Raw genomic sequence first — 26,734 nt, forward strand, 5'->3', positions numbered from 1 at the left:
CCCTTTGTGGCGGCCGTTTTCTGTTTGTCGGCGCCCCTCGAATCCTTGCGAGCGGTGGTATTGGGCTGTTTATTATTGGGAAGCCGTAATGATTGGCATAAAAAGCATTGCGAGCTACGTTCCTGTAGCCGGCGTGGACAATTACGCACAAGGTGCAAAATTCGAGAAGGATGAAGAATTCATCCTCGGCAAGATCGGTTCGGCCTTCCTCCCACGTAAAGACGCGGAACAGGAAACCTCCGATCTGTGCGTTGAAGCGGCCAATGCGCTGTTTGCCAACAACCCTGAACTGAAACGTGAATCCATCGACGCGCTGATCGTCGTCACCCAGAACGGTGACGAAGAAGGCTTGCCGCACACCGCTGCCATCGTTCAGGACAAGCTCGGCCTGCCGACCAACGTCGCAGCGTTCGATATTTCCCTGGGTTGCTCCGGTTACGTCTACGGCATCTACGCGATCAAGGGCTTCATGGAAGCCGCCGGTCTGAAGAACGGGTTGCTGATCACTGCCGACCCGTATTCGAAAATCGTTGACCCGGAGGACCGCAACACCACCATGCTGTTCGGCGATGCGGCCACCGCGACCTGGATGGGTGAAGACCCGGTCTGGGCGCTGGGCAAGGCCAAGTTCGGCACCGACGGTTCCGGTGCGCCCCACCTGAAAGTCACCGATGGCGTTTTCTTCATGAACGGTCGTCAGGTGTTCAACTTTGCATTGTTGAAAGTCCCGGCGCACTTGCATGAATTGCTCGACGATTCCGGCCTCAACGCGGATGACATCGATGCGTTCTGCATTCACCAGGGCAGCGCGGCGATTGTCGATGCGGTGGCGCGGCGCTTCGAAGGCGAGCCGGAGAAGTTCATCAAGGACATGGTCGAGACCGGCAACACCGTGTCATCGAGCATTCCGTTGCTGCTGGAGAAGCACGCGCTGGATTCCAGCTGGAACCGAGTGGCGCTCAGCGGTTTCGGCGTCGGTCTTTCGTGGGGTTCGGCGATTATCTATCGTCCTTGAACCACCCAAAACGACGGATACAAAAATAGCGTTCAAGGGGTAACCTTGAACGCTATTTTTTTGCCTGAATGGAGCGCGAGGCGCCATGAGCGAGTTTTTTCAAGCCAATGCCAACGTCATTGAGCGACGCTGGCCGGCGCTGTTCGCACGGTTGATGAGCGAAGACAGTTCGACGATCGAGGCCGGGTTGGCGCAGGGGCTGGGTTCGACGCTGAGCATCAACGGCATTCAGCTCACCAGTCGCCACGACCGCGTCCATGAGGCCCGGGTTCAGGCCGCCAGTCTGCCGGCGGACAAGTCGCGATTGCACGTCTATGGCACCGGCCTCGGAGATTTGCCGACCGTGCTGCTGGAGCGTGCCGGGCTTGAGCGCTTGTATGTGCATATCCTCAATGGAGCGCTGTTCGCACTGGTGTTGCAACTGATTGATCAGCAGCAATGGCTGGAAGATCCCCGGGTAGAACTTCTATACGCCGGTGACCTGCCAGACATCTGCACGCCGTTCTTTGCCTTGCCGGCGGAGATGCTGCTGGCCGACGACTTCAACGCGAAGATCCGTGATCGGCTGGTCAGTGAAGTGCACCTGAGCTTCAATAATCGTGAGTTCGATCCGCAGTCGCCCTTCATTCAACAACGCCTGCAGGACTGCCTGCCGGTGTTGCTCGCTGACGATGACGTGGCGCAATTGTTCGGCACCTGCGTCGGTCGGGAGATCTACGTGATCGGCACCGGGCCGACCCTTGAGCAGCATTTCGAGCGACTGGCCGCGATTCGCGAGCGAGATGAGCGCCCACTGTTCATTTGTGTCGATACCGCTTACCGGCCACTGCGTGAGCACGGGATCGTGCCCGACTGCGTGGTGAGTATCGATCAGCGCATCAGCTTCCGGCATTTGCCCTTTGAAGAGTCCGACGGCATCCCGCTGGTGTATCTGCCCATGAGCGACCCTGAGGTACTGAGGGCCTGGAAGGGCAAGCGTTACGGCGGTTATTCGCTGAGCCCGGTCTATGCGGCATTGCGTGAGCAACATCCGCGGGCGCTGCTGCATGTCGGCGGCAGTGTGATTCATCCGGCGGTGGATCTGGCGGTGAAGATGGGCGCGGCGCGAATCACGTTGTTTGGCGCCGACTTTGCGTTTCCGATGAACAAGACCCACGCCGGCTGGAGTGACGGTGATCTGGGGCCATCGGTGAATCAGGCGCGGCACTGGGTGCGTGACGGCTTCGGTGAGCGTGTCAGTACTCAGCTCAATTTTCGCGGTTATCTGTGTGTGCTTGAGCGATACATCGCCAGTCAGCCGCACGTCGAGTTTTTCAACAGTAGCCGCGCAGGTGCGTTGATTGCCGGGACGCGTTTCAATCAGGAGTTCGTGCAATGAGTGCGCTGCAAGGCTGTGTCGACGAATGCCGGCGCTGTGCAGGCCTGTTTCGCCTGGGACGTGATGTTGAAGCGGCGCTGGACATGGTGGATGTGTTCGAAGGTGCACAACTTCTGCTGGTGTCCGCTCCGCCGGATGTCCAGCAGTCGTGGGCGCAAGTACTCACGCAAATGCTCGAATGTCAGGAGCGCCAGGACTGGCTCGGGCTCGCCGATTTCATGGAGTACGAATTGATCGGGTTGCTGGAAAAATCTGCGGTTTGAAGAAAGCCGACAGCACTGGCCCGCAGGTTTGCGCCACGGACGGTTTTATGGCGTCATTTTTTCGGGGGTGAAGTGCTGCTAAGTCTTTGTTTTCGCGGGGGTGGCAGGGTGATGGCAAAAATTTTCAAAAAAGCCCTCAAGCAACCTGCAAACCCGACGATAACTATTACGAAGGTTCTCTAGGCCATACCCGGCGGTTGCCAGGGCCGGAAGCCGCAGTACCCAACCAACGAGGAATTCGTCATGGCTTTAACAGTAAACACCAACACCACGTCGTTGAACGTTCAGAAAAACCTGAACCGCGCCTCCGACGCTCTGTCGACTTCGATGCAGCGCCTGTCTTCCGGCCTGAAAATCAACAGCGCTAAAGACGACGCCGCTGGCCTGCAGATCGCTACCCGCATGTCCTCGCAGATCCGTGGTAACACCCAGGCTATCCAGAACGCCAACGACGGTATCTCCGTTGCCCAGACCGCTGAAGGCGCTCTGCAAGCTTCGACCGACATCCTGCAGCGTATGCGTGAACTGGCTGTTAAAGCTCGTAACGGTACCAACGGCACTGCTGACCAGACCGCAACCAACGCTGAATTCGCTCAGATGTCTGACGAAATCACCCGTATCTCGGCTGCTACCAACCTGAACGGCAAAAACCTGCTGGACGGTTCGGCTGGTACTGTAACTCTGCAAGTTGGCGCCAACACTGGCTCCGCCAACCACATCGACCTGGTACTGAGCGGCAAGTTCGACGCCGTCAGCCTGTCGGTAGGTAGCGGTACTGTTGTTCTGACCGGTGCTACTTCGGCTGCCGCCGCTTCGAACATCGACAACGCGATCACCGCGATCGACGCTGCAATTGCGAACATCAACGCCACTCGCGCCGCTCTGGGTGCTTCGCAAAACCGTCTGACCAGCACCATCCAGAACTTGCAGAACATCACCGAGAACACCACTGCTGCACAAGGTCGCGTACAAGATACCGACTTCGCCGCAGAGACTGCTAACCTGACCAAGCAGCAAACCCTGCAACAGGCTTCGACCTCTGTTCTGGCTCAAGCCAACCAACTGCCTTCCGCTGTACTGAAGCTGCTTCAGTAATTTCGGAATGAGTTTGGCGGGGGAGTGCGCTTGCGTGCTCTCTCGCTTTTTCACGTTAAGAGGTGATGAGCATGGACATGAGCGTAAAGCTTAACGTGACTTATCCGGCTCCCAAACCAGCCAATACTGTCACTGACAAGCCGTCGGAAACGAAGCCGCAGGCTGCTGATGCCGTTGCTGCCGTAAAAGACAGTCAGGAAACGGATGAAAGCAAATTGAAGTTGGCGGTGCAGGAGATCGAGAAGTTCGTGCAATCGATCAAGCGCAATCTGGAGTTCTCTATTGATGAGCATTCCGGGAAAGTCATCGTCAAAGTGATTGCAAGCGAGACGGGCGAAGTCGTACGGCAGATCCCCTCCGCAGAAGCGCTGAAGCTGGCAGACAGCCTCGCCAACGCGAGCCACGTTTTGTTCGACGCCAAAGTCTGATAGCTGGCATGAATCGTGTTTGAAGTTCTTTAGGCGCCTGCAAGGGTCAAAAGACTGGCAACAACCCCAAGGGAGATGCACATGGCAAGTCCAATTTTACCGGGTACGGGCCTGGGTTCCGGCCTGGACATCGGTGCGATCGTTACTGCGCTGGTCAACGCGGACAAGTCGCCGAAGCAGACGCAGATCGATGCCACGACCAAAACCAACACGCTGAAGATCTCCGGTATCGGTACGCTGAAAAGTGCGCTGACGACATTCCAGGCGGCGATGGCCAACCTGGGCAGCAAGACCACCCCTGCGTTTTCCGGTTACACCGCTACGTCGGCGACTCCGACTGTTCTGGGCGTGACTTCGGATAACACCGCAGTATCGGGTACATACAGTGTAGTTGTGCAGAAACTGGCCACGGGCTCGAAAGTAGCCAGTGCATCCTTTGCCGGTGGTGCTGCCAGTGCCATTCCGAGTGGTACCCTGAAAATCAGTCAGAATGGCACTGATTACAATGTTGCGATCCCGGCGAACGCGACTTTGCAGAGCACTCGCGATGCAATCAACTCGGCTCAGGCTGTCAATGGTATTTCCGCGAACATCGTGACCGACAGCTCCGGATCTTCGCGTCTGGTGATCAGTTCGAGCAAGACGGGCGCGGGTTCTGACCTGACAGTCAGCGGTATTGCCGGTCTGGAGATCGACGGTACCCAGCAGATGGGCCCAACCCCGGCACCAGGTGCCTCCGGCTCGGTCAATGGCCTGGCACAGGATGCGCAGCTGACCATCGACGGTCTTCAGGTAAGCAGCAAGAGCAACACGGTCACTGGCGCCATCAGCGGTTTGACGATGAACCTGCTGACTGTTCCTGCTACGCCCGGAACACCGGTTACGGTAACCGTTGATGCCAACACCAAAGGTTTGCAGACGTCCGTTCAGTCTTTCGTTGATGCCTACAACACCCTGAAGAGCACCATCGATACTTTGTCCAAGGCAACGCCGGACGAAAATGGCAAGCTGACCGTTCAGGCGGCGTTCACCGGTGATTCTCTGCCGCGTTCGCTGATTGCCGACATACGTGGTCAGTTGACCGCTCAGAGCGCTACTGCCGGTACGCCGATGGCCTATCTTTCGCAGTTGGGCGTCATGACCGACAAGCTCACCGGTAACCTGACGTTCGACACGGCTGCGTTCACCAAAGCCATGTCCACACCGGGCATGACCGGCAAGGTCCAGGACATGTTCACCGGCACCAACGACACCAATGGTCTGTTGACCCGTATGAGCAAGGCGGTCGATCCTTACCTCAAGGCTTCGCCTGATGGCAAGACCACGACCGGTCTGCTGGATCAGCGTCTGACGATCCTGAACAACAACACCAGGGACCTTACCAACCAGCAATTGGCGCTGGATCTGCGGGTCGCCAACCTGACCAAGACGTTGACTGCCAAGTACAACGCCATGGACTTGCTGGTAGGGCAGATGAAGGCCACGGCGAGCAACATTACTTCGTTCTTCAGCTCGCTGAACGCTCAGCAATCTGCGAAGTAACATGCAAGCGCGACAAAAACCCGGCTACGCTTTCGAGCGTGTGCCGGGTTTTTGTCTTATGGTCTAAAGTTTTTCGACTCGCAGGCGATACACTGTTCATACGAGTCATTGTGGCAAATGAGGTAGAACATGAATCCGATGTTAGCCCTTCGGCAATACCAGAAAGTTGGCGCCCACGCTCAGACATCCGAAGCGAGCCCACACCGTCTGGTGCAAATGCTGATGGAAGGTGGCCTGGCACGTATTGCCCAGGCCAAAGGTGCGATCGAGCGCAAGGACATTCCTGCCAAATGCACGGCAATCAGCAAGGCCATTGGTATCGTCAGCGGCTTGCGTGAAGGTCTGGACCTTGAGAATTCCGCCGATACGCTGGCTGATCTGGACGGGCTGTACATCTACATGATGAAGCGCCTGGCCGAGGCCAACATCAACAGCGATCCGCGTATTCTGGATGAAGTAGCCGGCTTGCTGAGTACGGTAAAAGAAGGCTGGGACGCCATCGCGCCTGTGCCCGCTCCTCAGTTCTAAGGAGATCACCATGAGTCTTGTATTGCAGCGAATCGAAGAAACCCGAGAGGCGTTGGTCGGTGCACTGGCCGAGCGCAACTGGGAGGCCATCGGTCAACTGGATCTCGATTGCCGTTCCTGCATGGAAGATGTCTTGAGTGAGGCTTCGCTGGATGAAGTGGCGCTGCGTGACAATCTTGAGGAGTTGCTGCATGTCTACAAGCAGCTTCTTGAGGTCGCCATGGGTGAGCGTCAGGCGATAGTCGACGAGATGTCGCAGATCACCCAAGCGCAGAACGCGGCAAAGGTTTACCATCTGTTTGGTTAATTAACCCTCAGTTAATCCAGACATGTGCGCCATAAATTTGACTGTGCACGGTTTTTTGACTTAACTAGTGGCTGTTTTCAGATTTCAGGCGTCTACAGGCACGAAGTGTCCTGCAAGCGTCTCGCTTGCCCCTCGTTTCGGGCATTGAGTTGACTAGGGAAGTTGCTATTGCATGTGGCGTGAAACCAAAATTCTGCTGATCGATGACGATAGCGTCCGCCGCCGCGACCTGGCGGTGATTTTAAATTTTCTTGGCGAAGAAAATTTACCCTGCGGAAGCCATGACTGGCAGCAGGCAGTCGGCTCTTTGTCGTCTAGTCGTGAGGTCATTTGCGTACTGATCGGGACGGTCAATGCTCCTGGTGCGCTTTTGGGCCTGTTAAAGACACTCTCAACCTGGGATGAGTTCCTTCCGGTTTTGCTGATGGGCGATAATTCTTCGGTGGACTTGCCCGAAGACCAGCGCCGCCGGGTGCTTTCGACTCTCGAAATGCCGCCGAGCTACAGCAAATTGCTGGACTCCCTGCACCGTGCCCAGGTCTATCGCGAAATGTACGACCAGGCCCGCGAGCGCGGCCGTCATCGCGAGCCCAACCTGTTCCGCAGCCTCGTCGGCACCAGTCGGGCGATCCAGCATGTGCGCCAGATGATGCAGCAGGTGGCCGACACCGACGCCAGCGTGCTGATCCTCGGCGAGTCCGGCACCGGCAAGGAAGTGGTTGCGCGTAACCTGCATTACCATTCCAAGCGCCGTGATGCGCCGTTTGTGCCGGTCAACTGCGGGGCGATCCCGGCAGAGCTGCTGGAAAGCGAGCTGTTCGGCCACGAGAAGGGTGCCTTCACCGGCGCGATCACCAGCCGTGCCGGCCGCTTCGAGCTGGCCAACGGCGGTACGCTGTTCCTCGACGAAATCGGCGATATGCCGCTGCCGATGCAGGTCAAGCTGCTGCGCGTATTGCAGGAACGCACCTTCGAGCGCGTGGGCAGCAACAAGACCCAGAGCGTCGACGTACGCATCATCGCCGCGACCCACAAGAATCTCGAAAGCATGATCGAGATCGGCACCTTCCGCGAAGACCTCTACTATCGCCTGAACGTGTTCCCGATCGAGATGGCGCCGCTGCGTGAGCGCGTCGAAGACATTCCGCTGCTGATGAACGAGCTGATTTCGCGGATGGAGCACGAGAAGCGCGGCTCGATCCGTTTCAACTCCGCCGCCATCATGTCCCTGTGCCGTCACGGCTGGCCGGGCAACGTCCGCGAGCTGGCCAACCTGGTGGAGCGCATGGCGATCATGCACCCGTACGGGGTGATCGGCGTGGTCGAGTTGCCGAAGAAATTCCGCTACGTCGACGACGAAGACGAGCAAATGGTCGACAGCCTGCGCAGCGATCTGGAAGAGCGCGTGGCAATCAACGGCCACACGCCGGACTTCACCGCCAACGCCATGCTGCCGCCGGAAGGCCTGGATCTGAAGGACTACCTCGGTGGCCTGGAGCAAGGGCTGATCCAGCAGGCACTGGATGATGCCAACGGTATCGTGGCGCGTGCCGCCGAACGCCTGCGTATTCGACGCACCACGCTGGTGGAGAAGATGCGCAAGTACGGCATGAGCCGACGCGATGGTGATGAACAGGCGGATGATTGACGCCTGTTTTTCAACTGCTTCATTTATAAGCAGTTTTTTTTAGGCACGGGTATTGCTACATCCCTCGCAACGTTCCGTTTAACTGACGGTCAGCCAAGCGAGAGAGCACAATGCCCCAAGCCTCCCAGATGTCTTCTGTTCCCGAGTCCTCGGGGCAACTGCCGTCCGTAGAGCAGGCCAGTCGGCAGGGGCTTGAGCAGGCGTTCGCGCTGTTCAACCAGATGTCGAGTCAACTGACCGACTCCTACAGCATGCTTGAAGCCCGGGTCACCGAGCTCAAGGGTGAACTGGCTGTGGTCAGCGCCCAGCGCATGCAGGAGCTGGCGGAAAAAGAACGTCTGGCCAACCGTCTGCAAAATCTCCTCGATCTGTTGCCCGGTGGCGTCATCGTCATCGACGGTCACGGCATCGTGTGCGAGGCCAATCCGGCCGCCATCGATCTGCTCGGATTGCCGCTGGAAGGCGAGCTGTGGCGTCATGTCATTGCCCGTTGCTTCGCGCCCCGTGAAGACGATGGTCATGAAATCTCCCTGAGAAACGGTCGGCGCCTGTCGATTGCCACTCGCTCGCTGGATGCGGAGCCAGGGCAATTGGTGCTGCTCAACGACCTGACTGAAACCCGTCACCTGCAGGATCAGCTCGCACGCCACGAGCGGCTGTCTTCGTTGGGGCGCATGGTCGCCTCGCTGGCTCATCAGATTCGCACGCCGCTTTCCGCTGCGCTGCTCTACGCCAGTCATTTGACTGAGCAGGCGCTGCCGGTCGCCACTCAGCAGCGTTTTGCCGGACGCCTCAAGGAGCGCCTGCATGAGCTGGAGCACCAGGTGCGCGACATGCTGGTGTTTGCTCGCGGTGAATTGCCGCTGACCGACCGCATCACGCCCAATGCCCTGATGCAGTCGTTGCAGGCGGCGGCGCTGACCCACGTGCAGGATCTGCCAATTCGCTGGCAGTGCGACAGTCATGCAGGCGAGTTGCTGTGCAATCGCGACACGCTGGTCGGTGCAGTCCTCAATCTGATTGAAAACGCCATTCAGGCCAGTGGCAATGACGTGCGCCTGAAAGTGCATTGCTACACCCGCGAAAACACCCTGCGTCTGTGTGTCAGTGACAACGGTGGCGGTATCGAGCCGGCGGTGCTGGCGCGGCTGGGCGAGCCGTTTTTCACCACCAAGGTCACCGGCACCGGCCTGGGCCTGACCGTGGTCAAGGCCGTGGCCCGTGCGCATCAGGGACAATTGCAGCTGCGCTCGCGGGTCGGGCGCGGCACGTGTGCGCAGGTGATCCTGCCGATGTTTTCCGCTGTACAGGGAGCTGAGTGAAAGTCATGGGCATCAAGGTTCTGCTGGTCGAGGATGACCGCTCATTGCGCGAGGCGCTGGCCGATACGCTGCTGCTGGCCGGCCACGATTATCACGCAGTGGGTTCGGCTGAGGAGGCGCTGAAGGCCGTGGAGTGCGAGGCGTTCAGTCTGGTCGTCAGCGACGTCAACATGCCCGGTATGGACGGTCATCAATTGCTCTGCCTGCTGCGCGCCCGCCAGCCGCAATTGCCGGTGTTGCTGATGACGGCTCACGGCGCCGTCGAGCGTGCGGTCGATGCCATGCGTCAGGGCGCGGCGGATTATCTGGTCAAGCCATTCGAGCCCAAGGCGCTGCTGGATCTGGTTGCGCGTCACGCCTTGGGTAATCTCGGTACAGCCGACGCGGAAGGGCCGATCGCGGTCGAGCCGGCCAGTGCACAACTGCTGGATCTGGCGGCGCGGGTCGCGCGCAGTGATTCCACCGTGCTGATTTCCGGCGAGTCCGGCACCGGCAAGGAAGTGCTGGCGCGCTACATTCACCAGCAATCCCATCGCGCCCGTCAGCCGTTCATTGCGATCAACTGCGCGGCGATCCCGGACAACATGCTCGAAGCGACATTGTTCGGTCACGAGAAGGGTTCGTTCACCGGCGCCATCGCGGCGCAGGCCGGCAAGTTCGAGCAGGCCGACGGCGGCACCATTCTGCTCGACGAAATTTCCGAAATGCCCCTGGGTTTGCAAGCCAAGCTGCTGCGCGTCCTGCAGGAGCGCGAGGTGGAGCGGGTCGGTGCGCGCAAGCCGATCGCCCTCGATATCCGTGTGGTCGCGACTACCAACCGTGATCTGGCGGGCGAAGTGGCGGCGGGGCGGTTCCGTGAAGACCTCTACTATCGCCTGTCGGTATTTCCGCTGGCCTGGCGTCCGTTGCGTGAGCGGACCGCCGACATCCTGCCGCTGGCCGAGCGTCTTTTGGCCAAACACGTCAATAAAATGAAGCATGCAATGGCGAAGTTCTCGCCCGAGGCGCAGGCGTGCCTGATCGGTTATCCATGGCCGGGCAACGTGCGCGAACTGGATAACGCGGTCCAGCGGGCGTTGATTCTGCAGCAGGGCGGCTTGATCCAGCCGCAGGATTTCTGCCTTTCGGGCCCTGCGCTGTTCGCCCCATTGCCGGTGGCGGTGCCGACTGCGCCAGTCATTCGTGAAGTCGACATCGAGGCGGATTCGGCCGGGGCGCTGGGCGATGACCTGCGTCGTCGCGAGTTCCAGATGATCATCGACACCCTGCGCACCGAGCGCGGACGACGCAAGGAGGCCGCCGAAAAACTCGGTATCAGCCCGCGTACGTTGCGCTACAAACTGGCGCAAATGCGCGACGCGGGAATGGATGTCGAAGGGTATCTGTTCGCCACCTGAGGGGTGGCGCAAACGTTTGAAATCGCATTTCTCGAAGCGGTGTCCGTGAGCTGGCACCGTTGTTGCTAACACCTGAGTACCCGCCGAGTGAGTGTCAAAAAATTGCGGGCCGCCCAAGAGAGTAGACCATGAGCCAAGGTATTGAAATTAATCGGTTGATGACGGACATGAAGGCCATGCAAATGGACGCCATGTCGAAGCCGAAATCGACTGCCGCCGTCCCTGAAGTGGCGGGCAGCAGCTTTTCCGACATGCTCGGTCAGGCCATCAACAAAGTGAACGATACCCAACAGGCTTCGAGCCAATTGGCCAACGCGTTCGAAATCGGCAAGAGCGGCGTCGATCTGACGGACGTGATGATTTCCTCGCAGAAGGCCAGCGTGTCGTTCCAGGCTCTGACCCAGGTGCGCAACAAGCTGGTTCAGGCTTATCAAGACATCATGCAGATGCCGGTTTAAGGACGAGATTGAGTCATGGCAGAAGCAGTCGCCGATAACGTTCCGGCCAAGGCCACCCCGATAGACGGCAAACCGCCGCTGTTCGGCCTGTCCTTCCTGGAAAACCTCTCCGAGATGACCATGCTGCGTCAGGTGGGCCTGTTGGTCGGCCTGGCTGCGAGCGTGGCGATTGGCTTTGCCGTGGTGCTGTGGTCGCAGCAGCCGGACTACCGGCCTTTGTACGGCAGCCTTGCCGGTATGGACGCCAAGCAGGTCATGGACACCCTGGCCTCCGCCGACATTCCCTACACCGTCGAGCCGAACTCCGGCGCCTTGCTGGTCAAGGCCGATGACTTGTCCCGTGCACGACTGAAACTCGCCGCTGCTGGTGTCACTCCCAGCGACGGCAACATCGGTTTCGAGATTCTCGACAAGGAACAGGGTCTGGGCACCAGCCAGTTCATGGAAGCGACCCGTTACCGTCGCGGCCTCGAAGGTGAACTGGCCCGCACCATCTCCGCTCTGAACAACGTCAAGGGCGCACGCGTTCACCTGGCGATCCCGAAAAGCTCGGTGTTCGTGCGTGACGAGCGCAAGCCAAGTGCTTCGGTACTGGTCGAGTTGTACTCCGGTCGTTCGCTGGAGCCGGGTCAGGTCGTTGCCATCATCAATCTGGTGGCCACTTCCGTTCCCGAGCTGAGCAAATCGCAGATCACCGTCGTCGACCAGAAGGGCAACCTGCTGTCGGATCAGGCGGAAAACTCTGAAATGACCATGGCCGGCAAGCAGTTCGACTACAGCCGTCGCATGGAAAGCATGCTCACCCAGCGTGTGCACAATATCCTGCAACCGGTACTGGGCAACGATCGCTACAAGGCTGAAGTGTCGGCCGACATCGATTTCAGTGCCGTCGAATCCACCGCCGAGCAGTTCAACCCGGATCAGCCGGCGCTGCGCAGCGAGCAGTCGGTCAACGAACAACGTACCGCCAGCAATGGCCCGCAAGGCGTACCGGGTGCCCTGAGCAACCAGCCGCCGTCGCCGGCTTCGGCGCCGCAAACCACCGGTGGCGCCCAGGCTTCGACCGGCATGGTGCAACCTGGCCAGCCACTGGTTGATGCCAACGGTCAGCAGATCATGGACCCGGCCACCGGCCAGCCGATGCTCGCGCCGTACCCTGCAGACAAGCGTCAACAATCCACCAAGAACTTCGAACTCGACCGTTCCATCAGCCACACCAAACAGCAGCAGGGTCGCCTGAATCGCCTGTCGGTGTCGGTAGTGGTGGACGATCAGGTCAAGATCAACCCGGCCAACGGCGAAACCACCCGTGCGCCTTGGAGCGCCGACGAATTGGCGCGCTTCACTCGCCTGGTGCAGGACGCAGTCGGTTTCGACGCCAGCCGTGGCGACAGCGTCAGCGTGATCAACATGCCGTTCTCCGCCGAACGCGGTGAAGTGATTGCCGACATTCCGTTCTACTCCCAGCCATGGTTCTGGGACATCGTCAAACAAGTGCTGGGTGTGTTGTTCATCCTGGTGCTGGTGTTCGGCGTGCTGCGTCCGGTGCTCAACAACATCACCGGTGGCGGCAAAGGCAAGGAACTGGCCGGTCTGGGCGGTGACGTGGAACTGGGTGGCATGGGCGGTCTGGACGGTGAACTGTCCAACGATCGCGTCAGCCTCGGCGGCCCGACCAGCATCCTGCTGCCGAGCCCGAGCGAAGGCTATGACGCTCAGTTGAACGCAATCAAGAGTCTGGTGGCAGAAGATCCGGGTCGTGTGGCCCAGGTCGTGAAAGAGTGGATTAACGCAGATGAGTGATAACCGAGCCGCCGTCGCCAAACTGTCCCGGGTCGATAAAGCCGCGATTCTGCTGCTGTCCCTGGGTTCGACCGATGCTGCACAAGTGCTGCGCCACATGGGCCCCAAAGAGGTTCAGCGGGTCGGCGTGGCCATGGCCCAGATGGGCAACGTCCACCGTGAGCAGGTCGAGCAGGTCATGAGCGAGTTCGTCGACATCGTCGGCGACCAGACCAGCCTGGGCGTCGGCTCCGACGACTACGTGCGCAAAATGCTCACCCAGGCCCTGGGTGAAGACAAGGCCAACGGCCTGATCGACCGCATTCTGCTGGGTGGCAACACCAGTGGCCTCGACAGCCTGAAATGGATGGAGCCGCGTGCCGTTGCCGACGTGATCCGCTACGAACACCCGCAGATCCAGGCGATCGTGGTCGCGTACCTCGATCCGGACCAGGCCGGTGAAGTGCTGGGTAACTTCGACCACAAGGTGCGTCTGGACATCATCCTGCGCGTCTCGTCGTTGAACACCGTGCAGCCGGCCGCGCTGAAAGAACTGAACCAGATCCTCGAGAAGCAGTTCTCCGGCAACTCGAATGCCTCGCGCACCACCCTGGGTGGCATCAAGCGTGCGGCGGACATCATGAACTTCCTCGACAGCTCGATCGAAGGCCAGCTCATGGACTCGATCCGCGAAGTCGACGAAGACCTGTCCGGTCAGATCGAAGACCTCATGTTCGTGTTCAACAACCTGGCCGATGTCGACGACCGCGGTATCCAGGCGCTGCTGCGCGAAGTGTCCTCCGATGTACTGGTGCTGGCCCTCAAGGGTTCGGACGAAGGCGTCAAGGAAAAGATCTTCAAGAACATGTCCAAACGTGCTGCCGAACTGCTGCGCGACGACCTCGAGGCCAAAGGCCCGGTGCGCGTCAGCGACGTGGAAACCGCGCAGAAGGAAATCCTCACCATCGCCCGCCGTATGGCCGAAGCCGGAGAAATCGTGCTCGGTGGCAAGGGCGGCGAGGAAATGATCTAACACCATGGGCAAGAACGACGACGATGTGACGGACCTGATCCGTGCCCGGGACGTCCGCGGTTTCGAAACCTGGGCAATCCCGAGTTTCGATCCGCCGGCACCGGAACCCGAGCCGGAACCGGAGCCCGAACCGCCGGAAATGGAAGAAGTGCCGCTGGAGGAAGTCCAGCCACTGACCCTGGAAGAACTCGAAAGCATCCGTCAGGAGGCTTACAACGAGGGCTTTGCCATCGGCGAAAAAGAAGGTTTTCACAGTGCCACCCTCAAGGTGCGCCAGGAAGCCGAAGTGGTCCTCACAGCCAAGGTCAACAGCCTCGAGCAGTTGATGGCGAACCTGTTCGAGCCCATCGCCGAGCAAGACACCCAGATCGAGAAGTCCCTGGTCGACCTCGTGCAGCACATCGCCCGTCAGGTGGTTCAGCGCGAGCTGGCCATCGACTCGACGCAGATCGAACACGTCATGCGCGACGCCCTCAAGCTGTTGCCGTTGGGCGTGGGCAATGTGCGGCTGTACGTCAATCCGCAGGATTTCGAACAGGTCAAAGCCCTGCGCGAACGTCATGAGGAAACCTGGCGTATCGTCGAGGACGAATCGCTGCTGCCGGGCGGTTGCCGGGTTGAAACCGAACACAGCCGCATCGATGCGAGCATCGAAACCCGCGTCAGCCAGGTCATGGCCAAGCTGTTCGACCAGTTGCACGAACAAGCTCTGCATCCGGCCGCGCCGGACATGAGCCTGGACTTGCCGGAAGCGCCGAAACCGGCACATGTCACCGACGAGCCGCTCGCGGACGCCCCCGATGCGCCTTGAACGCACCAGTTTCGCCAAGCGCCTGAGCACCTACGCCGAGGCCACTGAAATCCCCGGCGCGCCGATTCTCGAAGGGCGCCTGTTGCGCATGGTCGGCCTCACGCTTGAGGCCGAAGGCCTGCGCGCCGCCATGGGCACCCGCTGCATGGTGATCAACGACGACAGCTATCACCCGTCGCAGGTTGAAGCCGAAGTCATGGGCTTCTCCGGCAGCAAAGTTTTCCTGATGCCTGTTGGCAGTGTTGCCGGCATCGCGCCGGGCGCCCGTGTGGTGCCGCTGGCCGATACCGGTCGCTTGCCGATGGGCATGAGCATGCTCGGTCGCGTGCTGGACGGCGCCGGCCGTGCGCTGGACGGCAAGGGCGGCATGAAGGCCGAAGACTGGGTGCCGATGGACGGCCCGACCATCAACCCGCTCAACCGTGACCCGATCAGCGAACCGCTGGATGTGGGCATCCGTTGCATCAACGGTTTGTTGACGGTCGGTCGCGGTCAGCGTCTGGGCCTGTTCGCCGGTACCGGTGTCGGTAAGTCGGTGTTGCTCGGCATGATGACCCGCTTCACCGAGGCCGACATCATTGTCGTCGGCCTGATCGGTGAGCGGGGTCGTGAAGTTAAGGAATTCATCGAGCACATCCTCGGTGAAGAAGGCCTCAAGCGTTCGGTGGTGGTTGCGTCGCCAGCGGATGATGCGCCACTGATGCGTCTGCGCGCGGCGATGTACTGCACGCGAATCGCCGAGTATTTCCGCGACAAGGGCAAGAACGTCCTGTTGCTGATGGATTCCCTGACCCGTTTCGCCCAGGCCCAGCGGGAAATCGCCCTGGCGATCGGCGAGCCGCCGGCGACCAAGGGTTATCCGCCTTCAGTGTTCGCCAAACTGCCAAAACTGGTGGAGCGCGCCGGTAATGCGGAGAAGGGCGGGGGTTCGATTACCGCGTTCTACACCGTGCTGTCCGAGGGTGATGACCAGCAGGACCCGATTGCCGACTCGGCACGAGGTGTGCTCGACGGGCACATCGTGTTGTCCCGGCGTCTGGCCGAAGAAGGTCATTACCCGGCCATCGATATTGAAGCCTCGATCAGTCGGGTAATGCCGGCTGTCGTATCGCCGGAACACATGACCCGTGCGCAGTACTTCAAACAGTTGTGGTCGCGCTATCAACAGAGTCGCGATCTGATCAGCGTCGGCGCCTATGTTGCCGGCGGTGACCGCGAGACGGATCTTGCCATCAATCTGCAGCCGCAACTGGTCAGGTATCTGCGTCAGGGCCTGAACGACAGCATCAGCCTGGGTGAAAGCGAGGCGTACCTCGAAACGATTTTCGCCCCTGCGGCCGGCGGGTAACCGGCCATGGCCCTGAGCCGAGCCGCGCGTCTGGCGCCGGTGGTGGAAATGGCCGAAAAGGCCGAGAAAACCGCCGTGCAACGCTTGGGTTACTTCCAGGGTCAGGTGAAGGTGGCCGAAAGCAAACTCGCCGACCTGCATGCCTTTCGTCTGGATTACTCCGAGCAATGGATCGTACGTGGCAGCACGGGCGTGTCCGGGCAATGGCTGCTGGGCTTCCAGGGCTTTCTGGCGCAGCTCGATACTGCGGTCGATCAGCAACGTCAAAGCCTGCAATGGCACCAGAACAATCTGAACAAGGCCCGCGACGCCTGGCAGCAGGCGTTTGCCCGGGTCGAAGGTTTGCGCAAACTTGTACAACGCTATCGCGACGAAGCCCAGAGAGCCGAAGACAAGCGCGAACAGAAGCTGCTGGACGAGTTATCCCAGCGCTTGCCGCGTCGTGATGCCTACTGACGGGTTGATCTCTGACAGTTTGCAGTGACTTCCTGCCTTGCCCCTTCCCCTTGCAGGTGCTAAACCTTGTACAGGTTCGTCAATGACAAGGAAGCCAGTACATGTCAGTCGTTACAGAAGTATCTCCGGATGGGCACAAGCTGACGATTTCGATCAAGGGCCGGTTCGATTTCGGTCGCCATCAGGAGTTTCGCGAGTCCTATGAGCGACTCAATACAAGACCCGACGCCATCGTGGTGGATCTAAAGGATGCCACCTATCTCGATAGTTCGGCCCTGGGCATGTTGCTGCTGCTGCGCGATCACGCGGGTGGCGACCACTCGGATGTGCGAGTGATCAACAGCAATTCGGATGTGCGCAAGATCCTCGCCATCTCCAACTTCGACAAACTGTTCGACATCAGTTGACGGCCATGCAGCCGCAAGAGCCGCTGACGATTCTGATCGCCGAGGACAGCGCCGCTGACCGGCTGCTGTTGTCGACGATCGTCCGGCGCCAGGGGCATGCCGTGCTGACGGCGGCCAACGGTGCCGAAGCGGTGGAGGTGTTTTCCAGTCAACAACCGCATCTGGTCTTGATGGACGCCATGATGCCGGTGATGGACGGTTTCGAAGCCGCGCGACAGATCAAGGTGTTGGCCGGTGAAAACCTGGTGCCGATCATCTTTCTCACGTCACTGACTGAAAGCGAAGCCCTGGTGCGATGCCTGGAGGCCGGCGGTGACGATTTTCTGGCGAAGCCTTACAACCAGGTGATCCTGTCCGCCAAAATCAAGGCGATGGATCGCTTGCGCCGCCTTCAAGCCACGGTGCTTGAACAGCGCGACCTGATTGCCCGGCACCACGACTACCTGCTCAACGAGCAACGGGTCGCCAAGGCCGTATTCGACAAGGTCGCGCATTCCGGTTGCCTGAGTGCACCGAACATCCGCTACCTGCAATCACCCTATGCACTGTTCAACGGCGATCTGCTGTTGGCGGCCTACACGCCGGCCGGTGACATGCATGTGTTGCTCGGTGATTTCACCGGGCACGGTCTGCCAGCGGCGGTCGGCGCCATGCCCCTGGCGGAAGTGTTCTACGGCATGACCGCCAAGGGCTATGGCCTGGCTGAAACCCTGCGGGAAATGAATGCCAAGCTCAAGCGTATCCTGCCGGTGGACATGTTCTGCTGCGCCACGCTGCTCTGCCTGAGTTTTCAGCGCCGCAGCGTGGAGATCTGGAACGGCGGCATGCCCGACGGTTATCTGCATCGTATCGCCACGGGCGAGCGGGTACCGCTTGCTGCACGGCATCTGCCGCTGGGCGTGCTCAGTCCGCAGGCGTTCGACGATCAAACCGAAGTGCTGTCGATGGCGGTAGGCGACCGTGTGTTCCTGCTGTCCGACGGCGTGATCGACACCTGCGATGCCAATGATCAGTTGTTCGGCGTCGAGCGCTTGCAGCGGGTGTTTTCCGACAATCGCCAGCCCGATCGGCTGTTTGCCGAGATCGAGCAGGCCTTGCAGGATTTTCGCGGCGAAGCCCGGGACGATGTGAGCATGGTCGAGGTCAGCCTGCTGGAGATGGCGCAGGTCAATCCGTCGGCGCCGGTGTATTCCGACAGCGGTCAGTCGTGCCCGCTGGACTGGTCGGTGAGCTTCGAATTCCGCGGCGCCACTCTAAGGCGCTTCAATCCGTTACCCTACCTGCTGCAATTGTTGCTCGAAGTGCATGGCTTGCGGACCCAGAGCGGGGCGTTGTACAGCGTACTCGCCGAGCTTTACTCCAATGCGCTGGAGCACGGGGTGCTTGGCCTGGACTCCAGTCTCAAACGCGATGCCTCAGGCTTTGCCCGCTATTATGAACAGCGCAATGAGCGACTGGACGCCTTGCAGGATGGTTATGTGCGCGTGCATTTGCAGATCCGGCCGGAAGGTGAGGGCGGTTGTCTGATCGTGCGGGTGGAAGACAGTGGCAAAGGCTTTGACGTGGCCCGGGTGATGGAGCGGCCGCTCGACGATGTCCGTCTGTCGGGGCGTGGCGTCAGTCTGATCCGGCAACTGAGCAGGAATCCGAGCTGGTCAGACGATGGTCGCAGCGCTCGCGTGGAGTTTTTCTGGGAGGCTCTGGCATAATCCGCGCATTCTTGATCAAGGAGTGAACAAGTGACTGATGCCTGTGTAGATCGCGACGTACTGAGTGCGTTGCAAGAAGTCATGGAGGATGGCTATCCGGAGCTGCTGGATACATTCCTGGCAGATTCCGAAGCGCGCCTGCATGAGTTGCAAAAAACCGCCGATGCCGACGCCTTGTCGTCGGTGGCTCATAGCTTCAAAGGCAGTAGCAGCAATATGGGGGCGACCCGTCTGGCCGAGCTTTGTCAGGAGCTGGAACAGCACGCCAGGGACAAGAGCCCGTCCGAAATCATCAAGCTGGTGGCCGACATCCATAACGAGTTTGCGGATGTGCGCCCCGTGTATGAAGCCGAGCGACAGCGCTCTCCCGCCCATTGATTCAACCGTCCGGCGTTTTTATCCGGCGCCGGACGAAACTGGCCCGGCACTTGCAGTCATCTCGTTCAACTGTACCTACGATCCCAGTGCAGCGGAGACCGTGCCATGCCTGCAACCCCTAACATTCTTCTTCAGACTGCCGCCCAGGCCAAGGCGCAAGCCGCCTCTGCCAAATCGTCAGCATTGGCCGCAGAGCCCGGGGACAAGGCTTCTAGCTTCGCTCAGGTGTTTGCCGATCAGGGACAGAACAAGCCTTCCGTTGCGACCGATAATTCGGTGAAACCTGCACGCGACAAGGACACCGGCAACGTCAGCAAGAAGGACACCGGCAAGGATCAGTCTGCCGCCCCCGAGCCGGCCGTTGCCGATAGCGGCAAAGCCTTGCCCGCCGACAAAACAGCGTCAACTGCAACGGATGACTCGGTGGCCAGCGACGATACGTCCGACACGCCGACCACACCGGTTGCCGACACCACGCCTGTTGTGGATCCGGCGCTCGACCCGGCGCTGATGCAAGTCGTGCAACCGGTCGTCACGCCGCCGGTCGTTGCGGCGCCAGTCGTCGAAGCGCCCGTGAAGCCTGAGACCCCGGCGCCAGCGGTGGCTGCATTGCCGGCGGCTGCAACGGCGACGCCTGCTGTCGACAGTGATTTCGATCCCGAGGCAGATCCCCTCGATTCGATGCCGGCCGTGCGCATGGCGATGGAGCAGAGCGGTCACATTTCCGCGTCCAGCCAGTCGCAGCCCAAGGCGACTCCGGCCCAGACCCAGGCTGACGGCGAGCTGACCTCGGCTCAGACCTTCGCCGCCGGCATGGCCAGCATGCTGGATGTGCAGGCTGACAAGGACAGCACCAGCCAGGGCGGTGAAAAAGCTTTCTCTGGTCTGATCGACGATGGTTTGAAAGACCTGAAGTCCGCCACCAGCGATACCCGCGTGGATGATTTCGCCAACCGTCTGGCGGCGCTGACTCAGGCGGCTACGCCGAAAACCGCCAACGCGCTGCCGGTGAACCAGCCGATCGCCATGCATCAGAGCGGATGGACCGAGGAAGTGGTCAACCGCGTCATGTACCTGTCGAGCAACAACCTGAAGGCCGCCGATATCCAGTTGCAGCCGGCTGAACTGGGTCGCCTGGACATTCGGGTGAACATGGTGCCGGACCAGCAGACCCAGGTGACCTTCATGAGTGCTCACCCGAGCGTTCGCGAGGCGCTCGACGGCCAGATGCATCGCCTGCGTGACATGTTCACCCAGCAGGGCATGGGGCAGGTCGATGTCAACGTTTCCGACCAGAGCCGTGGCTGGCAGGGGCAAGGCCAGGAGCAGGCGCAACAGGGGCAGCAGGGTGGTCGCACCAGCGCCGCCGGTGGTCGCCTGGACTCTTCGGAAGAAGAGTTGACGCCTGCGGCCGTGGCTGAAGCCGCCGCTCAAACCACTAGCGTGATCGGCAGCAGCGCCGTCGACTACTACGCCTGATCAAATCAAAAGCCCCTCACCCTAGCCCTCTCCCTGGGGGAGAGGGGACTGATTGTGGGATGCTCGGGATGCTCGCCGGCCTGATTGTTTTGGACTGAACCCAAGTCGACTCGGTGCCTCAGGTCGACGTATCACGACAAAACAACTCGATCGGCTCCCTCTCCCTCCGGGCGGTCCGACGTTTCGGGAGGGCTGGGGTGAGGGTTGCTTTTGACTTCAGCGTTGTCTCCACTACTACCGACACTTCTGGCATAACACTTGCTCTTGCCTTGCCGTGCGACTGTGAAAACCCGATTAGTGACGGATTATTGGCATGGCGAAGAGCGAAGCAGCAGCAGTAAAAGACCCCGCAACCAAAGGCAAACTCAAGATGATCATTGTGATCGTGCTCGGGTTGCTGCTGGCCATCGGCGCGTCTGTGGGGGCGACGTGGTTCTTCATGCACAGCGCCCAGAGCAAGCCTGCGGCTGCAGTGGAAACCGCTCCGGTCGGCAAGCAACCGGCGATTTTCGAGCCGATGGCGCCGGCCTTTGTGGCCAACTACAACCAGAACGGCCGTCAGCGTTACATGCAGGTGAGCATCACCATGCTGGCGCGCAACCAGGCTGATCTTGAAGCGCTCAAAGTGCACATGCCGGTGATCCGCAACAACCTGGTGATGCTCTTCTCCGGTCAGGACTTCGCCACACTGGCGACGCCGGTCGGTCAGGAGATGTTGCGCCAGAAGGCCACGGCCAGCGTCCAGGAAGTGGCGCAGAAAGAGCTGGGCAAAGTGGTGATCGAACAGTTGCTTTTCACTAATTTCGTACTGCAGTAGGAACACGACATGGCCGTGCAGGATCTGCTGTCCCAGGATGAAATCGACGCGCTGTTGCATGGCGTCGACGATGGTCTGGTACAGACCGATAACGCTGCCGAACCCGGCAGTGTCAAAAGCTACGACCTGACCAGCCAGGATCGCATCGTCCGTGGACGCATGCCGACTCTTGAGATGATCAACGAGCGTTTTGCCCGTTACACCCGCATCAGCATGTTCAACATGCTGCGCCGCTCGGCGGACGTTGCCGTCGGTGGCGTGCAGGTGATGAAGTTCGGCGAATACGTGCACTCGCTGTACGTGCCGACCAGCCTCAACCTGGTCAAGATCAAACCCCTGCGCGGCACCGCGCTGTTCATCCTCGACGCCAAACTGGTGTTCAAGCTGGTGGACAACTTCTTCGGCGGCGACGGCCGTCACGCCAAGATCGAAGGGCGTGAATTCACCCCGACCGAGTTGCGTGTGGTGCGCATGGTGCTGGAACAGGCATTCGTCGATCTGAAGGAAGCCTGGCAGGCGATCATGGAAGTCAACTTCGAGTACATCAACTCGGAAGTGAACCCGGCCATGGCCAACATCGTCGGCCCGAGCGAAGCGATCGTGGTCTCCACGTTCCACATCGAACTCGACGGCGGTGGCGGCGACCTGCACGTGACCATGCCGTACTCGATGATCGAGCCGGTGCGCGAAATGCTCGACGCCGGTTTCCAGTCGGACCTCGACGACCAGGACGAGCGCTGGGTCAACGCCCTGCGTCAGGACGTGCTCGATGTCGACGTGCCGATCGGCGCCACCGTGGCTCGCCGCCAGTTGAAACTGCGCGACATCCTGCACATGCAGCCGGGTGACGTGATCCCGGTCGAGATGCCGGAAGACATGATCATGCGCGCCAACGGCGTGCCGGCCTTCAAGGTCAAGATGGGCTCGCACAAAGGCAACCTCGCGTTGCAGGTGATCGAGCCGATCGAGCGCCGCTGAAGCGGCGCAACACCCCTTTCGCATTTAACTGAATTGTTGCCCGCCGAGGACAAATGATGAACGACGATATGAACGCCCAGGACGATCAGGCACTGGCCGACGAGTGGGCTGCCGCCCTGGAAGAAACCGGTGAAGCCGGGCAGGCCGACATCGACGCGCTGCTGGCCGCCGACGCTGGCGTTTCGAGCTCCAACCGTCTGCCGATGGAAGAGTTCGGCAGCGTGCCGAAGAACAACGATCCGGTCACCCTGGACGGTCCGAACCTGGACGTGATCCTCGACATCCCGGTATCGATCTCGATGGAAGTGGGCAGCACCGACATCAACATCCGCAACCTGCTGCAACTCAACCAGGGTTCGGTGATTGAGCTCGATCGTCTGGCCGGTGAGCCGCTGGATGTGCTGGTCAACGGCACCCTGATCGCCCACGGCGAAGTGGTTGTGGTCAACGAAAAGTTCGGCATCCGCCTGACCGACGTGATCAGCCCAAGCGAACGCATCAAGAAGCTGCGCTGAGTGAAAAAGGTTCTGGGTTCCTTGCTGGCCGTGGTGCTGGCGCTGCCATTGACGGTCATGGCCGCCGAGCCTGCGGCTGCGACTGCTGCGACTGCTCCTGCGGCACCGGCGATTGCTCCGGCGGTCAGCAGCGGTGTCGCCGGGCAATTGACGCAACTGGTGTTCGGTCTGCTGCTGGTGCTGGGGTTGATCTTCTTCCTCGCCTGGCTGTTGCGCCGGGTGCAGCAGGCAGGCCCGGCGGGCAAGGGCCAGGTGATCGAGCTGATCGGTTCCCGGGCGCTCGGTCCGCGTGACCGCTTGATGCTGGTGCAGGTCGGCAAGGAGCAGATCCTGCTGGGTCTCAGCCCCGGCACGATCACCGCGCTGCACGTACTCAAGGAACCGGTGGACGTCCCGGCGACCTCCGAAAAAGCGACTCCGGAATTTGCCCAGCATCTGTTGAAGATCCTCGGCAAGGATCAAAAGGATACGAAGTAATGGGTGCGTTGCGCATCGTCTTGACCCTGGCCTTGATGTTGGCCGCGCCACTGGCGTTCGCCGCCGATCCGTTGTCGATCCCGGCGATCACCTTGGGCACCAATGCCAACGGTGCGCAGGAGTATTCAGTCAGCCTGCAGATCCTGCTGATCATGACGGCGCTGAGCTTCATCCCGGCCGCCGTCATTCTGATGACCAGCTTCACCCGGATCATCATCGTCTTCTCGATCCTGCGTCAGGCCCTCGGTCTGCAACAGACGCCGTCGAACCAGATCCTCACCGGCATGGCGCTGTTCCTGACCATGTTCATCATGGCCCCGGTGTTCGACCGGGTGAACAACGATGCCCTGCAACCCTATCTGGCGGAGAAACTCACCGCGCAGCAAGCGGTGGAAAAGGCTCAGGTGCCGATCAAGGACTTCATGCTCGCGCAGACGCGCTCCAGCGATCTGGAGCTGTTCATGCGTCTGTCCAAGCGCACCGATATCGCGACGCCGGATCAGGCGCCGCTGACCATTCTGGTGCCGGCCTTCGTCACGTCTGAACTGAAGACCGCGTTCCAGATCGGCTTCATGATCTTCATTCCGTTCCTGATCATCGACCTGGTCGTGGCCAGTGTGCTGATGGCGATGGGTATGATGATGCTGTCGCCGCTGATCATTTCCCTGCCGTTCAAGATCATGCTGTTCGTGCTGGTGGATGGATGGGCGCTGATCATCGGCACCCTGGCCAGCAGTTTCGGAGGTGTATCGCCATGACGCCAGAAGTAGCGGTCGACATTTTTCGCGAAGCCTTGTGGCTGACCACGATGATGGTCGCGATTCTGGTGATCCCGAGTCTGCTGGTGGGCCTGCTGGTGTCGATGTTCCAGGCCGCCACGCAGATCAACGAACAGACCCTGAGCTTTCTGCCGCGTCTGCTGGTGATGCTGGTGACCCTGATTGTCGGCGGTCCGTGGATCATCCAGACCTTCATGGAATACATCATCCAGCTGTACAAAAACATTCCGCTGGTCATCGGCTAGGCCATGCAGTCGCTGCTTCAGTTGACCGACACCCAGATCAGTACCTGGGTGGCGACGTTCATGCTGCCGCTGTTTCGCATCGGCTCCATGCTGATGGTGATGCCGGTGTTCGGCACTACGCTGGTTCCCAAGCGTGTCCGTCTCTATCTTGCCCTTGCGATCACTGTGGTGATCGCGCCCAGCCTGCCGCCAATGCCGGCCGTCAGCCCGCTCGATCTCAGTGGCTTGTTGTTGATTGCCGAGCAGATCCTGGTCGGCGCCGTGTTGGGCTTCTCCTTGCAGTTGTTCTTCCAGGCCTTTGTGATCGCGGGGCAGATCGTTGCGATCCAGATGGGCATGGGCTTCGCCTCGATGATTGACCCCACCAACGGCGTGTCGGTGGCGGTGATCGGGCAGTTCTTCACCATGCTGGTGACGCTGCTGTTCCTCGGCATGAACGGCCACCTGGTGGTGTTCGAAGTCCTCACGGAAAGCTTCACCACGCTGCCGGTCGGCGCCGGTCTGATGACCGCGCATTACTGGGAGCTGGCCGGCAAGCTCGGCTGGGTGCTGGGCGCGGCATTGATGCTGGTGCTGCCGGCCGTCACGGCGCTGCTGGTGGTCAACATTGCGTTCGGCATCATGACCCGCGCGGCGCCACAGCTGAACATCTTCTCGATCGGCTTCCCGCTGACCCTCGTACTCGGCCTGTTCATTGTCTGGGTCGGGCTGGCGGACATTCTCAATCAGTATCAGCCGCTGGCCGTCGAGGCCTTGCAGCTGTTACGCGAACTGGCAAAGGCGCGCTGAGTCATGGCTGAGAGCGAGAGCGGTCAGGACAAGACAGAAGACCCCACGGAGAAACGCAAGAAGGACTCCCGGGAAAAGGGCGAGATTGCGCGCTCCAAGGAGCTCAACACCCTGGCAATCATGCTTGCCGGTTCCGGCGCGCTGCTGGTGTTCGGCGGCATGCTGGCGCAGGACCTGATGGAACTGATGCGCATGAACTTCACGCTGTCGCGGGAAGTGATCATGGATCAGGGCGCCATGGGCAAGTTCCTGATGAACTCCGGGCTGATTGCGCTGGTAGCGATCCAGCCGATCATGATCACTTTGCTGCTGGCTGCGTTTCTCGGGCCGATCGCCCTCGGTGGCTGGCTGTTCGCCGCCGGCTCCCTGGCGCCCAAGTTCAGCCGGATGAATCCCGCTTCCGGCCTCAAGCGCATGTTCTCCGCGAAGTCGGTGATCGAGCTGCTCAAGGCGCTGGCCAAATTCCTGATCATTCTGGCCGTGGCGCTGGTGGTGCTGTCCGGGGATGTCGACGACTTGTTGCGCATTGCCCATGAGCCTCTGGATCGGGCAATCATTCACAGTCTGCAACTGGTGGGCTGGAGCACGTTGTGGATGGCGTGCGGTTTGATCATCATCGCGGCCGTCGACGTCCCGGTGCAGCTCTGGGAGAGCATTAAAAAGCTCAAGATGACCAAGCAGGAAGTGCGCGACGAGCACAAGGATCAGGAAGGTCGGCCGGAGGTCAAACAGCGGATTCGTCAGGTCCAGCGCGAGATGTCGCAGCGCCGGATGATGGCGGCGATCCCGGACGCCGACGTGGTCATCACCAACCCGACGCACTACGCCGTGGCACTCAAGTACGACTCGGAGAAGGGCGGGGCGCCGATGCTGCTGGCCAAGGGCAGCGACTTCCTGGCGCTGAAGATCCGCGAAATCGCCGTGGCCAACAACGTCATGCTGCTTGAGTCGCCGGCCCTGGCGCGTTCGATCTACTACTCCACCGAGCTGGAAGAAGAGATTCCTGGCGGTCTGTACCTGGCGGTCGCCCAAGTGCTGGCGTACGTCTACCAGATTCGCCAGCACCGCGCAGGCAAGGGCAAGTTCCCGGAACCGCTCAAGGACGATCTGCCGATTCCGCCGGATCTGCGGCGCGATTCCTGACGTTGTGGTGATGAAAAAACCGCCTCCGGGTGAGCTCGGAGGCGGTTTTTTTATGCCTGATGACATGCGTTGGTGTTGAGGCCGCCTTCGCGGGCAAGCCCGCTCCCACAGTAGTCGGTGGCGCGTGCACAGTCGATGGCATCAACGAAAAACCTGTGGGAGCGGGCTTGCCCGCGAAGGCGTCAGTCGCTACGACGCATTTCTCAA

At 60.3% G+C, this 26,734-nt stretch carries 29 protein-coding genes; all 29 read left to right on the plus strand.

Translation table 11 applies throughout. The features are described 5' to 3' along the window. The first annotated feature begins 88 nt into the window (after positions 1–88). The gene (locus tag ACW9HX_RS22600) at positions 89–1,015 is read left to right on the plus strand and encodes a ketoacyl-ACP synthase III (RefSeq protein ID WP_457382320.1); all 927 of its coding nucleotides are present in this window, start codon (positions 89–91) and stop codon (positions 1,013–1,015) included. A gap of 85 nt (positions 1,016–1,100) precedes the next feature. After that, positions 1,101–2,393, plus strand: coding sequence for a motility associated factor glycosyltransferase family protein (locus ACW9HX_RS22605; protein ID WP_457382321.1), 1,293 nt, complete (start codon positions 1,101–1,103; stop codon positions 2,391–2,393). Next, positions 2,390–2,656: a hypothetical protein gene (locus ACW9HX_RS22610; protein WP_119428827.1), complete on the plus strand. Its 267-nt coding sequence runs from the start codon at positions 2,390–2,392 to the stop codon at positions 2,654–2,656. Before ACW9HX_RS22605 ends, ACW9HX_RS22610 begins: the two co-directional genes overlap by 4 nt. A gap of 243 nt (positions 2,657–2,899) precedes the next feature. After that, entirely contained in the window at positions 2,900–3,751 is an 852-nt protein-coding gene (locus ACW9HX_RS22615) for a flagellin domain-containing protein (protein WP_064594348.1), read from the plus strand. Between the two features lie 71 nt (positions 3,752–3,822). Further along, positions 3,823–4,179 carry a flagellar protein FlaG gene (locus tag ACW9HX_RS22620; RefSeq protein ID WP_119428826.1) on the plus strand — a complete coding sequence of 119 codons (357 nt, stop codon included), beginning with the start codon at positions 3,823–3,825 and terminating at the stop codon, positions 4,177–4,179. Between the two features lie 81 nt (positions 4,180–4,260). Beyond that, positions 4,261–5,721 carry a flagellar filament capping protein FliD gene (gene fliD, locus ACW9HX_RS22625; RefSeq protein WP_457382322.1) on the plus strand — a complete coding sequence of 487 codons (1,461 nt, stop codon included), beginning with the start codon at positions 4,261–4,263 and terminating at the stop codon, positions 5,719–5,721. 129 nt (positions 5,722–5,850) lie between these two features. Continuing rightward, positions 5,851–6,249, plus strand: coding sequence for a flagellar export chaperone FliS (fliS, locus tag ACW9HX_RS22630; protein WP_085733752.1), 399 nt, complete (start codon positions 5,851–5,853; stop codon positions 6,247–6,249). 10 nt (positions 6,250–6,259) lie between these two features. Beyond that, entirely contained in the window at positions 6,260–6,556 is a 297-nt protein-coding gene (locus ACW9HX_RS22635) for a flagellar protein FliT (RefSeq protein WP_085733751.1), read from the plus strand. A gap of 172 nt (positions 6,557–6,728) precedes the next feature. Then, positions 6,729–8,204, plus strand: coding sequence for a sigma-54 dependent transcriptional regulator (locus tag ACW9HX_RS22640; RefSeq protein ID WP_016984300.1), 1,476 nt, complete (start codon positions 6,729–6,731; stop codon positions 8,202–8,204). A gap of 110 nt (positions 8,205–8,314) precedes the next feature. Next, on the plus strand, positions 8,315–9,526 hold the full coding sequence (locus ACW9HX_RS22645; protein ID WP_457382323.1) for a sensor histidine kinase: 1,212 nt from the start codon (positions 8,315–8,317) through the stop codon (positions 9,524–9,526). 5 nt (positions 9,527–9,531) lie between these two features. After that, positions 9,532–10,923, plus strand: coding sequence for a sigma-54-dependent transcriptional regulator (locus ACW9HX_RS22650; protein WP_457382324.1), 1,392 nt, complete (start codon positions 9,532–9,534; stop codon positions 10,921–10,923). Between the two features lie 128 nt (positions 10,924–11,051). Then, positions 11,052–11,381, plus strand: coding sequence for a flagellar hook-basal body complex protein FliE (gene fliE / locus ACW9HX_RS22655; protein ID WP_096822182.1), 330 nt, complete (start codon positions 11,052–11,054; stop codon positions 11,379–11,381). 15 nt (positions 11,382–11,396) lie between these two features. Continuing rightward, the gene (gene fliF / locus ACW9HX_RS22660; RefSeq protein ID WP_085710461.1) at positions 11,397–13,184 is read left to right on the plus strand and encodes a flagellar basal-body MS-ring/collar protein FliF; all 1,788 of its coding nucleotides are present in this window, start codon (positions 11,397–11,399) and stop codon (positions 13,182–13,184) included. Beyond that, positions 13,177–14,196, plus strand: coding sequence for a flagellar motor switch protein FliG (gene fliG, locus ACW9HX_RS22665; RefSeq protein WP_007958288.1), 1,020 nt, complete (start codon positions 13,177–13,179; stop codon positions 14,194–14,196). Before fliF ends, fliG begins: the two co-directional genes overlap by 8 nt. A gap of 4 nt (positions 14,197–14,200) precedes the next feature. Further along, positions 14,201–15,007, plus strand: coding sequence for a flagellar assembly protein FliH (gene fliH, locus ACW9HX_RS22670; protein WP_457382325.1), 807 nt, complete (start codon positions 14,201–14,203; stop codon positions 15,005–15,007). Further along, the gene (fliI, locus tag ACW9HX_RS22675; RefSeq protein ID WP_457382326.1) at positions 14,997–16,355 is read left to right on the plus strand and encodes a flagellar protein export ATPase FliI; all 1,359 of its coding nucleotides are present in this window, start codon (positions 14,997–14,999) and stop codon (positions 16,353–16,355) included. The genes fliH and fliI overlap by 11 nt, the downstream gene beginning before the upstream one ends. Before the next feature lie 6 nt (positions 16,356–16,361). After that, positions 16,362–16,811 (plus strand): flagellar export protein FliJ, encoded by a 450-nt coding sequence (gene fliJ / locus ACW9HX_RS22680; protein WP_457382327.1) that lies wholly within the window; start codon positions 16,362–16,364, stop codon positions 16,809–16,811. A gap of 101 nt (positions 16,812–16,912) precedes the next feature. Next, positions 16,913–17,218: an STAS domain-containing protein gene (locus tag ACW9HX_RS22685; protein ID WP_457382328.1), complete on the plus strand. Its 306-nt coding sequence runs from the start codon at positions 16,913–16,915 to the stop codon at positions 17,216–17,218. A 5-nt stretch (positions 17,219–17,223) separates the two neighbouring features. Further along, positions 17,224–18,927: an ATP-binding SpoIIE family protein phosphatase gene (locus ACW9HX_RS22690; protein WP_457382329.1), complete on the plus strand. Its 1,704-nt coding sequence runs from the start codon at positions 17,224–17,226 to the stop codon at positions 18,925–18,927. Between the two features lie 30 nt (positions 18,928–18,957). Then, the gene (locus tag ACW9HX_RS22695) at positions 18,958–19,305 is read left to right on the plus strand and encodes an Hpt domain-containing protein (protein WP_457382330.1); all 348 of its coding nucleotides are present in this window, start codon (positions 18,958–18,960) and stop codon (positions 19,303–19,305) included. Positions 19,306–19,410: 105 nt separating this feature from the next. Next, complete coding sequence (locus ACW9HX_RS22700) at positions 19,411–20,784, plus strand: flagellar hook-length control protein FliK (protein WP_457382331.1); 1,374 nt, start codon at positions 19,411–19,413, stop codon at positions 20,782–20,784. Between the two features lie 313 nt (positions 20,785–21,097). Continuing rightward, positions 21,098–21,601 carry a flagellar basal body-associated protein FliL gene (gene fliL, locus ACW9HX_RS22705; RefSeq protein ID WP_457382332.1) on the plus strand — a complete coding sequence of 168 codons (504 nt, stop codon included), beginning with the start codon at positions 21,098–21,100 and terminating at the stop codon, positions 21,599–21,601. A 9-nt stretch (positions 21,602–21,610) separates the two neighbouring features. Further along, entirely contained in the window at positions 21,611–22,579 is a 969-nt protein-coding gene (gene fliM, locus ACW9HX_RS22710; RefSeq protein WP_003222890.1) for a flagellar motor switch protein FliM, read from the plus strand. Between the two features lie 56 nt (positions 22,580–22,635). Then, positions 22,636–23,094: a flagellar motor switch protein FliN gene (fliN, locus tag ACW9HX_RS22715; protein ID WP_096822173.1), complete on the plus strand. Its 459-nt coding sequence runs from the start codon at positions 22,636–22,638 to the stop codon at positions 23,092–23,094. Positions 23,095–23,151: 57 nt separating this feature from the next. Next, complete coding sequence (gene fliO / locus ACW9HX_RS22720; RefSeq protein ID WP_457382335.1) at positions 23,152–23,571, plus strand: flagellar biosynthetic protein FliO; 420 nt, start codon at positions 23,152–23,154, stop codon at positions 23,569–23,571. Continuing rightward, positions 23,571–24,329 (plus strand): flagellar type III secretion system pore protein FliP, encoded by a 759-nt coding sequence (gene fliP / locus ACW9HX_RS22725; protein WP_096822171.1) that lies wholly within the window; start codon positions 23,571–23,573, stop codon positions 24,327–24,329. Before fliO ends, fliP begins: the two co-directional genes overlap by 1 nt. Next, entirely contained in the window at positions 24,326–24,595 is a 270-nt protein-coding gene (fliQ, locus tag ACW9HX_RS22730; RefSeq protein WP_096822170.1) for a flagellar biosynthesis protein FliQ, read from the plus strand. Before fliP ends, fliQ begins: the two co-directional genes overlap by 4 nt. A 3-nt stretch (positions 24,596–24,598) precedes the next feature. Then, positions 24,599–25,384, plus strand: a complete 786-nt coding sequence (fliR, locus tag ACW9HX_RS22735; protein WP_457382333.1) for a flagellar biosynthetic protein FliR — start codon at positions 24,599–24,601, stop codon at positions 25,382–25,384. Between the two features lie 3 nt (positions 25,385–25,387). Continuing rightward, entirely contained in the window at positions 25,388–26,527 is a 1,140-nt protein-coding gene (flhB, locus tag ACW9HX_RS22740; protein WP_457382334.1) for a flagellar biosynthesis protein FlhB, read from the plus strand. The last annotated feature ends 207 nt before the right edge of the window (positions 26,528–26,734 follow it).

The organism is Pseudomonas sp. SDO52101_S400 (assembly GCF_054071635.1).

Coding starts and splice junctions, on each gene's coding strand:
- ACW9HX_RS22600 (WP_457382320.1), top strand. CDS start 89: ATGATTGGCATAAAAAGCATTGCGAGCTACGTTCCTGTAGCCGGCGTG.
- ACW9HX_RS22605 (WP_457382321.1), top strand. CDS start 1,101: ATGAGCGAGTTTTTTCAAGCCAATGCCAACGTCATTGAGCGACGCTGG.
- ACW9HX_RS22610 (WP_119428827.1), top strand. CDS start 2,390: ATGAGTGCGCTGCAAGGCTGTGTCGACGAATGCCGGCGCTGTGCAGGC.
- ACW9HX_RS22615 (WP_064594348.1), top strand. CDS start 2,900: ATGGCTTTAACAGTAAACACCAACACCACGTCGTTGAACGTTCAGAAA.
- ACW9HX_RS22620 (WP_119428826.1), top strand. CDS start 3,823: ATGGACATGAGCGTAAAGCTTAACGTGACTTATCCGGCTCCCAAACCA.
- fliD (WP_457382322.1), top strand. CDS start 4,261: ATGGCAAGTCCAATTTTACCGGGTACGGGCCTGGGTTCCGGCCTGGAC.
- fliS (WP_085733752.1), top strand. CDS start 5,851: ATGAATCCGATGTTAGCCCTTCGGCAATACCAGAAAGTTGGCGCCCAC.
- ACW9HX_RS22635 (WP_085733751.1), top strand. CDS start 6,260: ATGAGTCTTGTATTGCAGCGAATCGAAGAAACCCGAGAGGCGTTGGTC.
- ACW9HX_RS22640 (WP_016984300.1), top strand. CDS start 6,729: ATGTGGCGTGAAACCAAAATTCTGCTGATCGATGACGATAGCGTCCGC.
- ACW9HX_RS22645 (WP_457382323.1), top strand. CDS start 8,315: ATGCCCCAAGCCTCCCAGATGTCTTCTGTTCCCGAGTCCTCGGGGCAA.
- ACW9HX_RS22650 (WP_457382324.1), top strand. CDS start 9,532: ATGGGCATCAAGGTTCTGCTGGTCGAGGATGACCGCTCATTGCGCGAG.
- fliE (WP_096822182.1), top strand. CDS start 11,052: ATGAGCCAAGGTATTGAAATTAATCGGTTGATGACGGACATGAAGGCC.
- fliF (WP_085710461.1), top strand. CDS start 11,397: ATGGCAGAAGCAGTCGCCGATAACGTTCCGGCCAAGGCCACCCCGATA.
- fliG (WP_007958288.1), top strand. CDS start 13,177: ATGAGTGATAACCGAGCCGCCGTCGCCAAACTGTCCCGGGTCGATAAA.
- fliH (WP_457382325.1), top strand. CDS start 14,201: ATGGGCAAGAACGACGACGATGTGACGGACCTGATCCGTGCCCGGGAC.
- fliI (WP_457382326.1), top strand. CDS start 14,997: ATGCGCCTTGAACGCACCAGTTTCGCCAAGCGCCTGAGCACCTACGCC.
- fliJ (WP_457382327.1), top strand. CDS start 16,362: ATGGCCCTGAGCCGAGCCGCGCGTCTGGCGCCGGTGGTGGAAATGGCC.
- ACW9HX_RS22685 (WP_457382328.1), top strand. CDS start 16,913: ATGTCAGTCGTTACAGAAGTATCTCCGGATGGGCACAAGCTGACGATT.
- ACW9HX_RS22690 (WP_457382329.1), top strand. CDS start 17,224: ATGCAGCCGCAAGAGCCGCTGACGATTCTGATCGCCGAGGACAGCGCC.
- ACW9HX_RS22700 (WP_457382331.1), top strand. CDS start 19,411: ATGCCTGCAACCCCTAACATTCTTCTTCAGACTGCCGCCCAGGCCAAG.
- fliL (WP_457382332.1), top strand. CDS start 21,098: ATGGCGAAGAGCGAAGCAGCAGCAGTAAAAGACCCCGCAACCAAAGGC.
- fliM (WP_003222890.1), top strand. CDS start 21,611: ATGGCCGTGCAGGATCTGCTGTCCCAGGATGAAATCGACGCGCTGTTG.
- fliN (WP_096822173.1), top strand. CDS start 22,636: ATGAACGACGATATGAACGCCCAGGACGATCAGGCACTGGCCGACGAG.
- fliO (WP_457382335.1), top strand. CDS start 23,152: ATGGCCGCCGAGCCTGCGGCTGCGACTGCTGCGACTGCTCCTGCGGCA.
- fliP (WP_096822171.1), top strand. CDS start 23,571: ATGGGTGCGTTGCGCATCGTCTTGACCCTGGCCTTGATGTTGGCCGCG.
- fliQ (WP_096822170.1), top strand. CDS start 24,326: ATGACGCCAGAAGTAGCGGTCGACATTTTTCGCGAAGCCTTGTGGCTG.
- fliR (WP_457382333.1), top strand. CDS start 24,599: ATGCAGTCGCTGCTTCAGTTGACCGACACCCAGATCAGTACCTGGGTG.
- flhB (WP_457382334.1), top strand. CDS start 25,388: ATGGCTGAGAGCGAGAGCGGTCAGGACAAGACAGAAGACCCCACGGAG.